The following is an 11,607-nucleotide window of genomic DNA, read 5'->3' on the forward strand; positions in this document are numbered from 1 at the left end:
ACCCCACCTGTCAGAACCAACGAAGGACATTGACATGACTGAAGTAGTGGACCGCCCCGCCGGCCAGGCAAACGCAGCGATGCCCTCCCGCACCCGGCCCGCAAACGCCCATCCCGCCGTCGACGTCGCCGCCCTGGGTGAACAGCTCCTGGGCAAATGGGCCGGCATCCGCAGGCAGGCACGCCGGCTTGCCGAGAGCCCCGAGCTGCACAAAACGGAGGGCCTGACACACACCGAGCACCGCACGCGCACTTTTGGCCAGCTGAAGTACCTCGTGGACAACGAAGCCGTCCACCGCGCCTTCCCCACCACCCTGGGCGGCGCGGACGACCATGGCGGCAACATCGCGGGCTTCGAGGAACTCGTCACGGCCGACCCGTCCCTTCAGATCAAGGCCGGTGTCCAGTGGGGACTGTTCGGGTCTGCCGTGATGCACCTCGGCACCGAAGAGCACCATGCCAAGTGGCTCCCGGGCATCATGAACCTGGACATACCCGGCTGCTTCGCGATGACCGAAACAGGCCACGGCTCGGATGTTGCCAGCATCGCAACCACCGCCACGTACGACGCGGAAACCCAGGAATTTGTGCTGCACACCCCGTTCCGTGCGGCGTGGAAGGACTACATCGGCAACGCCGCCACCGACGGGCTCGGCGCCGTGGTCTTCGCCCAGCTCGTGACCGGGGGCGTCAACCACGGTGTCCACGCTTTTTACGTGGACCTGCGTGATCCGGCCAGCAAAGAGTTCCTCCCGGGAATCGGAGGCGAGGACGACGGCGTCAAGGGCGGCCTGAACGGAATCGACAACGGACGCCTGCACTTCACGAACGTCCGCATCCCCCGCACGAACCTGCTGAACCGCTACGGCAACGTGGACGCCGACGGCACGTACACCTCATCGATCGCCAGCCCGGGGCGCCGGTTCTTCACCATGCTCGGGACGCTGGTCCAGGGAAGGGTTTCGCTGGACGGGGCAGCCGTCGCCGCTTCGAAGATCGCGCTTAAGGCAGCCATCCAGTACGCCACCGAGCGCCGCCAGTTCAACGCCTCGTCACACACCGACGAGGAAGTCCTCCTCGACTACCAGCGCCACCAGCGCCGGCTGTTCACCCGGCTGGCCACCACCTACGCGGCCGGCTTTGCGCACGAGCAGCTGTTGCAGAAGTTCGACGACGTCTTTTCCGGCGCCCACGACACGGACGAGGACCGCCAGGACCTGGAGACGCTCGCTGCCGCCCTCAAGCCGCTCAGCACCTGGCATGCCCTGGACACGCTGCAGGAATGCCGTGAAGCCTGCGGCGGCGCGGGTTTCCTGATCGAAAACCGTTTCGCATCCCTCCGCGCCGACCTCGACGTGTACGCCACATTCGAAGGTGACAACACGGTGCTGCTCCAGCTTGTGGCCAAACGGCTGCTGGCCGACTATGCCAAGGAGTTCAGGAACGTCGACTTTGGCGTGCTGGCCCGCTATGTCGTGGGCCAGGCAACGGGCGCGGCCATCCACCGCACCGGGCTGCGGCAGGTTGCCCAGTTTGTGGCTGATACCGGCTCCGCCCAGAAGGCGGCGCTTGCACTCCGCGACGAGGAAGGCCAGCGCGCGCTCCTGACCGACAGGGTGCAGACCATGGTCGCGGACGTGGGATCGGCGCTGAAGGGCGCCGGCAGGCTGCCCCAGGACAAGGGCGCCGCCCTGTTCAACCAGCACCAGAATGAACTGATCGAGGCCGCCCAGGCGCACGCCGAGCTGCTGCAGTGGGAAGCGTTCACCGAAGCGCTCCGTGACGTCGCCGATCCCGGCACCAAGACCGTCCTGACATGGCTGCGGGACCTCTTCGGTCTGTCGCTGATCGAAAAGAACCTGGCCTGGTACCTCATGAACGGCAGGCTCTCCATGCAGCGCGGACGCACGGTGGGCGAGTACATCAACCGCCTGCTGGTCAAGATCCGCCCGCACGCAGTGGACCTCGTGGACGCGTTCGGCTACGGTCCGGACCACATCCGCGCCGCGATCGCCACGGGCGCCGAAAAGGTGCGGCAGGACGAGGCCCGCGAATACCTGCGGGCCCAGCGCGCCAGCGGCCAGTCCCCGGTGGAGGAAAAAGTACTCCTCGCGCGCACCGCCGCGTCCGCGCGCAAAGGCCGCGGCTGAGCCGGCTCGGCTGACCGGCCGGGAAATAACGACGGCGCCGCTCCCCGCCTGTGGGGTGCGGCGCCGTCGGTGGTTATCGCCAGCCTCCGGCGAGGACTGAGCGGTACACCTCGAGGGTTGTTTCGGTAATGGATTCCCAGGAGAAGTGCTCCTCGGCGCGGCGGCGGCCGGCCTGGCCCATGGCACGGGCGCGCTCCGGGTCCGAGACGACTTCGGTCAGGGCTGCGGCGAATTCGGTGACGAACTTCTCCGGGTCCAGCGGGGTTCCCGTGCCGTCGGTGACCTGTTCAAGATCCACCAGCAGGCCGGTTTCGCCGTGTTGGACTACTTCCGGTATGCCGCCGGTGGCACTGGCCACCACGGCAGCGCCGCACGCCATGGCTTCCAGGTTCACAATGCCGAGCGGTTCGTAGATTGAGGGGCAGGCGAACGCGGTGGCGTGGCTGAGGACCTGGATGAGCTCGTTCCTGGGCAGCATCCGTTCAATCAGCACAACGCCCGTCCGCTGGCCCTGGAGTTCCTCGATGAGGCGGGCCGTCTCGGCGGCGAGCTCCGGGGTGTCCGCGGCTCCGAGGCAGAGGACCAGCTGGACGTCTGCGGGCAGCTTGGCTGCCGCGCGCAGGAGGTACGGAACGCCCTTCTGGCGGGTGTTACGTCCCACGAAGACCACGCTGGGCTTGTCCGGGTCGATCCCGAGCGCCCTGATGGCGTCGTCGCCTTCGTCGCGGTGCCACATTTCGACGTCAATGCCGTTGTGGACCACGCGGACCTTGGCCGGGTCCACGTCCGGGTAGCTGCGCAGGATGTCCTGGCGCATGCCTTCCGAAACGGCGATGATGGCGGCGGCGGCTTCGTAGGCGGTTTTCTCCACCCACGAGGACAGGGCGTAGCCGCCGCCGAGCTGCTCGGCCTTCCAGGGCCGTAGCGGTTCAAGGCTGTGCGCGCTGAGCACGTGCGGGATGCCGTGCAGCAGGGACGCCAGGTGGCCGGCCATGTTGGCATACCAGGTGTGCGAATGGACAAGGTCGGCGCCCTCGATGTCCGGCACGATCCGAAGATCCACCCCCAGCGTCTGGACGGCCGCATTAGCCGAGCCAAGGTCCTCGGGCACGGAATACGACGTCACCCCGGCACCGTGGTAGTCGGCGTCGCGGGGCGCCCCGAAAGCACGAACCTGCAGGTCAACGTGCTTACTAAGCACCCTGCTCAATTCGGCCACGTGGACTCCGGCGCCTCCGTAGATCTCCGGCGGGAACTCTTTAGTCACAATGTCTATTCGCACGCTACCCAAGGTAGTCGTTCCGGCTTAACTGTTCTAGTGTGAAGGGGTCCGGGCATGCCGGACTGTTTTGGGGAGTTACGAAGGCGTACAGGAGCGACTAAATATGCCGTTGAACAAAAAAGTCCTGGCCATTGTCCTCGCAGGCGGCGAGGGAAACAGGCTCATGCCACTGACGGCAGATCGCGCTAAACCGGGTGTGCCCTTTGCCGGCAGTTACCGCCTCATCGACTTTGCGCTGTCCAACCTGGTGAATTCCCGGTACCTCCAGATCGTGGTGCTGACGCAGTACAAGTCACACAGCCTTGACCGCCACATTTCCGAAACGTGGCGCATGTCCACCCAGCTCGGAAACTATGTCGCGTCCGTCCCCGCCCAGCAGCGTGTGGGCAAGAGCTGGTTCCTGGGCAGCGCCAACGCCATCTACCAGTCCCTGAACCTGATCCACGACGCCAACCCGGACATTGTGGTGGTGGTCGGCGCCGACCACGTTTACCGCATGGACTTCGCCCAGATGGTGGAGCAGCACGTCCTGAGCGGCGCCAAGGCCACTGTGGCAGCCGTACGCCAGCCACTGAGCATGGCCAACCAGTTCGGCGTCATCGAAGTGGACCAGAACGACGCGCAGAAAATTGCCGCTTTTGTGGAGAAGCCTGCTACGACGCCCGGCCTGGCCGCTGACCCCACCCAGTTCCTCGCCTCGATGGGCAACTACGTCTTCGACGCCGACGCCCTGGTGGAAGCACTGCACGTGGACGCGGAGCGCCTGGACACCAAGCACGACATGGGCGGCGACATCATTCCCTACTTCGTCGACCAGGGGCAGGCGGGCGTCTACGACTTCACCCTCAACGACATCCCCGGTTCCACCGAGCGTGACCGCACCTACTGGCGCGATGTCGGCACCATCGACTCGTTCTATGACGCGCACATGGACCTTATTTCGCCGTTGCCCGTGTTCAACCTGTACAACTCCGAATGGCCCATCTACACGCGCCAGAGCATCTCACCGCCGGCCAAGTTCGTCCGCGGCGAGAAGGACACTGTGGGTACCGCGCTGGATTCGATCGTCGCCAACGGCGTGGTGATCTCCGGCGGTGTGGTGGAAGGATCCGTCCTGTCCAACGACGTTTTTGTGGGGACGGGCAGCCGGGTCATCGACTCGGTCCTGATGGACAAGGTGAACATCGGCGAAGGGGCCGTGGTGAACCGGGCCATCATCGACAAGAACGTCAAGGTACCCGCCGGTGCAGCGATCGGGCTCGACCCGGACCTGGACCGTGCCCGCGGCTTCAAGGTAACAGAGTCAGGTATCACCGTCCTGTCCAAGGGACAGAAGGTACCTGAGCCGGGCGAGGAGGAACGTGCCCTCGCCGCCAGGAACCTGCACCTCGTTCCCAACGCAGTAAAGGCGGCAACCGCCAACTACCCGGAACTGCGTGAATCGGTGGAACAGGTGGCTGAGGTGCACGCGGGCGTGGCCAAGGCCTCCGAGGGAAGCCGCACTTAGAAGTACGCACTATTCCGACCGGGCAGGCCGGATCTCCACAGGCTGTAAAATCGGTACAATGAGCTCCCCCGATCTGACGCCTGAGGAAATCCAGGCCTGCCTCAAGGTTTTAAACACCATCCATGCCTATGACGAGGAGCACCCGGACTACGTCTCCGTCCGGCGCGCTACCGGGAAAATGTTCAAAGCCGTCAAGCGGCACCGGCGTGTGACCAAGCGGGACCTCATCTCAGAAGCCGACCGCGCCGTCCTCGCCCAGACGGCCACGGCGGCGCCGGACCGCATCGATGACGAAACCCGGGGCAATAAGCTGGCGACATCGGCCACCGGAGACATCGCCGGGCACCTCATCCGTTCCCGCCCGTGCTACATCTGCAAGCAGCACTACACCCAGGTGGATGCCTTCTACCACCAGCTGTGCCCCGAATGTGCCGCCTTCAACCACGGCAAACGGGATGCCCGCACGGACCTCACCGGCCGCCGGGCGCTGCTCACTGGCGGGCGGGCGAAAATCGGCATGTACATTGCCCTGCGCCTCCTGCGCGACGGGGCGCACACCACCATCACCACCAGATTCCCCAAGGATGCGGCACGGCGTTTCGCGGCCATGGAGGACAGCGGTGACTGGCTGCACCGGCTCCAGATCGTGGGCATCGACCTCCGCGACCCGTCCCAGGTCATGGCACTGACGGATTCGCTGAGTGCAGCCGGTCCGCTCGACATCATCATCAACAACGCGGCACAGACCGTCCGCCGCTCGGGCAATGCCTACAAGCCGCTGGTGGACGCCGAGGATGAACCGTTGCCCGCCGCGCTGGAGGCAGCCAACGGCGGTCCGGTGCTGCTGACGTTCGGCCATGCCCACGACAAGCACCCGCTCGCCCTGGCGAGCAGCGTCACCGACCACCCTGTCCTTGCCGGGGATGCCATCACGTCACTGGCACTCTCCACAGGCTCTGCCTCACTGGAGCGCATCGCCTCCGGAACAGCGATCGACGCCGGCGGGCTGGTCCCGGACCTGGCCACGATCAACAGCTGGACCCAGGTGGTGGACGAGGTGGATCCCCTGGAAATGCTTGAGGTCCAGCTCTGCAACGTGACGGCACCGTTCCTGCTGGTGAGCCGGCTGCGGGATGCCATGAAGCGGTCCACTGCGCACCGGAAGTACATCGTCAACGTCTCCGCCATGGAAGGCCAGTTCTCCCGCGCGTACAAGGGCCCGGGGCATCCGCACACCAACATGGCCAAAGCGGCCCTGAACATGATGACCCGGACCAGTGCCCAGGAAATGCTGGACACGGACGGCATCCTGATGACCGCCGTGGACACCGGCTGGATCACCGATGAGCGCCCGCACTTCACGAAGGTCCGGCTCATGGAGGAAGGCTTCCACGCTCCGCTGGACCTCGTGGATGGTGCCGCACGCGTCTACGACCCCATCGTGATGGGCGAGCAGGGCGAGGACCAGCACGGTGTCTTCCTGAAGGACTACAAGCCCAGCCCCTGGTAGTCCCTGTCCCGGGCTCCGTCACGGGCGTAAGCTCAGCGGCATGAGCAACGAGTCATCTTCTGAAGTCCGGAACCTGGAAAACCATGAATGTTGGGCACTGTTGCGGACCGTGTCCGTGGGCAGGCTGGCAGTCCTGACAGACGGCCATCCGGACATCTTCCCGATCAACTACACCGTGGACGGCGGGACGCTGGTGTTCCGCACGGGCGAGGGAACCAAGCTCGCCGGTGCCACCGGCGGCGCACATGTGGCCCTCGAAGCGGACGGTGTGGATGCCACCACAGGCCTCGCCTGGAGCGTGGTGGTGAAGGGCGCCGCAGCCGCGGTCACGGGAACCGAACAGATCCTGGATACGGCGGCGCTGTACCTGTTTCCGTGGCAGGCCGGCAGGAAAGACACGTTTGTCCGCGTGACGCCCGGGACCATCACGGGCAGGAGCTTCAAGGTGACGGCCCCCATGACGTGGTGGACCCAGCTAAGCGGGGCTGTCAAGGCTTCGCCGGAATAGGGCGGACGCGGGACGAACCCGCGCCAGAGGCCGAAAATCGATCAGGCCGGGCTTTGCCGGCCCGGCCTGATGTCAGTTACGCAAGTCGCGTGATCTCCACGCTGACGCTCAGCGCCGATCCGCCGCCGCCGGAAAGGATGCCCTTCAGCGGTGGCACGTCGCGGTAGTCCCGGCCGCGGGCCACGGTGACGTGATAGTCGCCGGCCGGTTTGTGGTTGGTGGGATCCCAGCTACGCCACTGGCCGTCCCACCATTCCAGCCACGCGTGGGACTGGCCGGCCACCGTCTCGCCGATGTCCGCCGTCGAACGCGGGTGGAGGTAACCGGACACATACCGGGCAGGGATTCCGCAGCTGCGGAGGGCCCCGATGGCCAGGTGTGCCAGGTCCTGGCAGACGCCCTGGCGCTGCCCCCACGCTTCTTCGGCGTTGGTGGTCACGGCAGTGGAGCCGGACATGTAGGTCATTTCGCCGCGCATCCATTCAAAGATGGCCATGGCGGCCTCGTGCGGGTTTTTGCCCGCGACCACGCCGGGGATGATCCCCAGGACTTCCTCACCGGGACCACTCAGCTGCGACTGCGGCAGCCAATCACTGTAAGTGTTCAGGGTATCGGCTGACGCCATGACGTCCCAGCCGGCGATGTCGGTTTCTGACGGGATCTTTTCCGCCCGGTGGACCTCCACGGTGATGTTGGAGATGACTTCGAGGTGGTCGTGGGGCATCTGCATGTCGAAGGCCGTCACGCGGGTGCCCCAGTAGTCGCGGTAGCTGCTCACGGCCGCCTGCGACGGCGAGACCTTGAGCACCGACTCAAGGACCACCTGCTGGGGGTCAGTCAGCGGGGTCATACGGGCCTCGTTGTAGGACAGGGTGACGCGCTTGTTGTACTTGTAGGCGGTCTTGTGGATGATGCTCAGCCGGGTCATGAAACTTCTCCCACCCAGGCCAGTTCGTCCGCCTGATTGAAGTACTTACGGGAAATGGCGTCCGACGCCTGCGAAACGGCCTTCTGCACGCGCTCCATGTGCTCAGGGAGTTCAGACATCAGGTCGTCCGTGCGGTGGAACTCCAGGAACGTGCGGGCCTGGCCCACGATCCGGCGGGCGTCGTTGATGAAGCCCACCCGCTGGGCGGAAGGGTCCAGCTTTGCGAGGCACTCGTCGGCGTCACGCAGGGCGTACACGATGGAGCGCGGGAACAGCCGGTCGAGCAGGAGGAACTCGGCGGCGTGCTGGTCCCCGAAGGCGGCCCGGCGGGTCCGCAGGAAGGATTCGTAGGCGCCGGCGCACCGGAGCATGTTCACCCAGGACATGCCTGCGGAGAGGACATCCCGGGTGGAGAGCATGCGGGCTGTCATGTCGGCGCGTTCGAGGGAACGTCCCAGCACCAGGAACAGCCAGCTTTCGTCGTGGCTGACGGTGGTGTCGGCGAGGCCGCTGACCATGGCCGTACGTTCCAGCGTCCAGTTGCAGAAACGGTACGTGCCCACCACGTCCTTGCGGTGCTGGCTCAGCCCGTAATAGGTGGTGTTGAGGCTCTCCCACAGGCCCGAGGACACGGTCTCCCGGGCACGCCGGGCGTTCTCCCGGGCAGCGCCCAGGGACCCGGCAATGGAAGTGGCGCTGGTTTTGTCGTACGCCAGGGCATGGAGCAGTTCGGGCAGGCCGAAGTCCTCACTCTGTGGCCGGGCGCCCATGACTGCCAGGAGTTCCTGGGCGACGCTGCGGCGCTCCTCCATGGGCAGGTGGTTCAGGCGCTCCAGGTGCACGTCCAGGATGCGGGCCGTGCCGTCGGCACGCTCCACATACCTGCCGATCCAAAAAAGGGACTCAGCAATACGGCTAAGCATTCGTGGCTACCTCCTGCGCGTCCGGAATCTGATGGGAAATTACTGCCGGGATAGGGGCCCGGCTCACTGCTGCTGCTCCGACTGGCGGTCGCGCCAGTTGCTCTCCACGGGCCAGACGGAGACGCGTTCACGGATGGCGATCGACGGCCGGGGAATGGTCTCCACCGGAACCTGGGGCGAGTCCGCCAGCACCCAGGTGTCCTTGGAACCGCCGCCCTGGCTGGAATTCACGATCAATGAACCCTCCTTCAGCGCCACCCGGGTGAGTCCGCCGGGGAGGACCCAGACGTCGTCGCCGTCGTTGACCGCGAACGGGCGCAGGTCCACGTGGCGAGGGCCGAACTTGTCGCCGCTCAGAGTGGGCACGGTGGAAAGCTGCAGCACCGGCTGCGCGATCCAGCCGCGGGGATCCGCGATGACGCGCTTGCGGAGCGCGTCGAGTTCGTCGTTGGAAGCGTCGGGCCCGATGACCAGGCCCTTGCCGCCGGAGCCGTCCACGGGCTTCACCACGAGTTCGGCCAGGTTGTCCAGGACGTACTCCCGGGCGTCCTTTTCCTCCAGCCGGAAAGTGTCCACGTTCGCGATGATCGGTTCCTCGCTGAGGTAGTACCGGATCAGGTCCGGAACGTAGCTGTACACGAGTTTGTCGTCCGCGACGCCGTTGCCCACCGCGTTGGCGATGGTGACGCCGCCGGCCCGTGCCGCGTTGACCAGGCCCGGGCAGCCGAGCATGGAGTCGGCGCGGAACTGCAGCGGGTCCAGGAATTCGTCGTCGATGCGCTTGTAGATCACGTCCACGCGCTGCTCGCCGGCGGTGGTGCGCATGTAGACGCGGTTGCCGCGGCAGATGAGGTCGCGGCCCTCCACCAGTTCAACACCCATCAGGCCGGCCAGCAGGGTGTGTTCGAAGTAGGCGCTGTTGAAGACGCCGGGGGTCAGGACAACGACGGTGGGGTCGTCGACGCCGGACGGCGCGGTCTTGCGCAGAGCCGAGAGCAGCCGCCTCGGGTATTCCTCGACGGGACGGATGAGCTGCTGTCCGAACGCCTCGGGCAGGCCCTTGGCCATGGCGCGGCGGTTCTCCAGGACGTAACTCACGCCGGAGGGCACCCGGACGTTGTCTTCCAAAACGCGGAAGGTGCCGGCCGCATCGCGGACAACATCGATGCCCGAGATGTGAACGCGGACGCCGCCGGCAGGTTCGAAGCCCTGCACCTGGCGGTGGAAGTGGGCGCTGGTGGTGACCAGCTGGCGCGGGATGACGCCGTCGGTTACGACGGCCATTTTGTCGTAGACATCGTTGAGGAAGGCCTCCAGGGCCTTGACCCGCTGGGCCACGCCCCTTTCGAGCACGGTCCACTCATCCGCGGGGATGACGCGCGGAACGATGTCCAGGGGGAACGGACGCTCCTCCCCCGCAAAGTCAAACGTCACACCGCGGTCGAGGAAGGTCCGCGCCATCGAGTCAGCCCGGGCGCTGACATCGGCCAGCGAGAGCTTACGGAGGGCATCGGCCACCTGGCCGTACGACTCGCGTGCTTCCTGGCCGGGGGCGAACATCTCGTCGTAGGCGCCGGTACGCCCGGCGGCCTCGGAGTAATCCTGGAATAGGTCTGACATGTCCTTTAGCCAACCATCTTTTTGTTTCGAAATCATTACTGCCATCCATTGTGGCGTGTTGGACCGGTGCCGCCGGTTCGTGGAATCCGTGTCCCATCCGGCAAAGTAGGTGAGTGCCACTTGGAAAGGACCGCCTCCTGCCGGGCCTGCTGACTGCCGCCCTGGCGCTGGCCGCTGCCTTCGGCATCCACCGGCTGGTGCCGGTCCTGCCCGCCATGACCCTGGCCGTGGTCCTTGGCCTGCTCGCGGCGAACCTTCCGGGCACCGCTGTCTGGGTGGCCGGGCGCGCCAGGCCGGGACTCGATTTCGCCGGCAAGCACCTGATGCGGGGCGGGATCGTGCTCCTGGGGCTCAAGGTCAGCATCATGGACGTACTGGGCCTGGGCTGGCTGGCACTGCTGCTGATCGCCGGCGTGGTGCTGGCCAGTTTCGCCGGCACCTACCTGATCTCCCGGCTCTTCCGGCTGCCGGCGCAGACGTCGCTCCTGATTGCCACCGGCTTTTCCATCTGCGGAGCGTCCGCCATCGGCGCCATGGCCGCCGTCCGCCGGATCCGGCACGTGGACACAGTGCTGCCCGTGGCACTCGTGACGCTGTGCGGAACCCTGGCCATCGGGGTCCTGCCGCTGCTGGTCCATCCTCTGCAGCTCACTCCGCTGGCATTCGGGGCCTGGACCGGGGCCTCCGTGCACGACGTCGGACAGGTAGTCGCCACCGCGCAGACCGCGGGGACGGCGGCACTGGGGATCGCCGTCGTCGTCAAACTCACCCGGGTGCTGCTGCTGGCACCCATTGTTGCCGCGGCGGGCCTCCACCAGCGCTTCAGTGCGGCGAGTGCCACCGGGAAAGCAGCAGCCTCCGCTCTGTCGGGATCACAGGCAGCACCCGACCCGGGGCGCCTGCCTCCAGTGATCCCGCTCTTTGTGCTCGGCTTTGTGGCCATGGTTGGCCTGCGCTCCAGCGGCTGGCTGGCGCCCGGGATCCTCGACGCCGGCGCCGCACTCCAGGACATCCTGCTGGGGGCGGCGCTGTTCGGGCTGGGGTCAGCCGTCCGGATCCGCACGCTCCTGCACACCGGAAGCCGTGCCCTGCTCGCTGCCTTGGCGGCCTGGCTGCTGATAGCACTGCTGGGCCTGGCGGCGGCGCTGCTCATGACCGTGTAGGGGCGGTAAGTGGGCCG

At 66.2% G+C, this 11,607-nt stretch carries 9 protein-coding genes; 5 read left to right on the forward strand and 4 right to left on the reverse strand.

The annotated features are described in order from the left end of the window. Positions 1-34: 34 nt before the first annotated feature. Entirely contained in the window at positions 35-2,149 is a 2,115-nt protein-coding gene (locus ABV518_RS15815; protein WP_367768448.1) for an acyl-CoA dehydrogenase, read from the forward strand. 73 nt (positions 2,150-2,222) lie between these two features. On the opposite strand, the gene glgA is transcribed toward ABV518_RS15815, so the two are convergent. Next, on the reverse strand, positions 2,223-3,431 hold the full coding sequence (glgA, locus tag ABV518_RS15820) for a glycogen synthase (protein ID WP_367768451.1): 1,209 nt from the start codon (positions 3,429-3,431) through the stop codon (positions 2,223-2,225). Between the two features lie 103 nt (positions 3,432-3,534). On the opposite strand from glgA, the gene glgC reads away from it, so the two are divergent. The 3 genes from glgC to ABV518_RS15835 are packed head-to-tail and all read left to right on the forward strand — an operon-like array spanning position 3,535 to position 6,956. After that, positions 3,535-4,938 (forward strand): glucose-1-phosphate adenylyltransferase, encoded by a 1,404-nt coding sequence (gene glgC / locus ABV518_RS15825; protein ID WP_367768454.1) that lies wholly within the window; start codon positions 3,535-3,537, stop codon positions 4,936-4,938. 58 nt (positions 4,939-4,996) lie between these two features. Further along, the gene (locus ABV518_RS15830) at positions 4,997-6,448 is read left to right on the forward strand and encodes an SDR family NAD(P)-dependent oxidoreductase (protein ID WP_367768457.1); all 1,452 of its coding nucleotides are present in this window, start codon (positions 4,997-4,999) and stop codon (positions 6,446-6,448) included. Between the two features lie 40 nt (positions 6,449-6,488). After that, entirely contained in the window at positions 6,489-6,956 is a 468-nt protein-coding gene (locus ABV518_RS15835) for a pyridoxamine 5'-phosphate oxidase family protein (protein WP_367768460.1), read from the forward strand. 76 nt (positions 6,957-7,032) lie between these two features. Here ABV518_RS15835 and ABV518_RS15840 read toward each other — a convergent pair whose 3' ends face one another. From ABV518_RS15840 to ABV518_RS15850, 3 genes are all read right to left on the reverse strand, one after another. Further along, positions 7,033-7,884, reverse strand: coding sequence for a transglutaminase N-terminal domain-containing protein (locus ABV518_RS15840; RefSeq protein WP_367768464.1), 852 nt, complete (start codon positions 7,882-7,884; stop codon positions 7,033-7,035). Beyond that, positions 7,881-8,807: an alpha-E domain-containing protein gene (locus tag ABV518_RS15845; protein WP_018761308.1), complete on the reverse strand. Its 927-nt coding sequence runs from the start codon at positions 8,805-8,807 to the stop codon at positions 7,881-7,883. Before ABV518_RS15845 ends, ABV518_RS15840 begins: the two co-directional genes overlap by 4 nt. Positions 8,808-8,870: 63 nt before the next feature. After that, on the reverse strand, positions 8,871-10,427 hold the full coding sequence (locus tag ABV518_RS15850) for a circularly permuted type 2 ATP-grasp protein (RefSeq protein ID WP_131132971.1): 1,557 nt from the start codon (positions 10,425-10,427) through the stop codon (positions 8,871-8,873). 113 nt (positions 10,428-10,540) lie between these two features. Between ABV518_RS15850 and ABV518_RS15855 the strand changes: the two genes are divergently transcribed. Beyond that, a complete protein-coding gene (locus ABV518_RS15855; RefSeq protein ID WP_367768469.1) occupies positions 10,541-11,590 on the forward strand; it encodes a YeiH family protein in 1,050 nt (349 codons plus the stop codon). The last annotated feature ends 17 nt before the right edge of the window (positions 11,591-11,607 follow it).

It is taken from the genome of Arthrobacter sp. HS15c, assembly GCF_040812005.1.
Classification (GTDB): domain Bacteria; phylum Actinomycetota; class Actinomycetes; order Actinomycetales; family Micrococcaceae; genus Arthrobacter.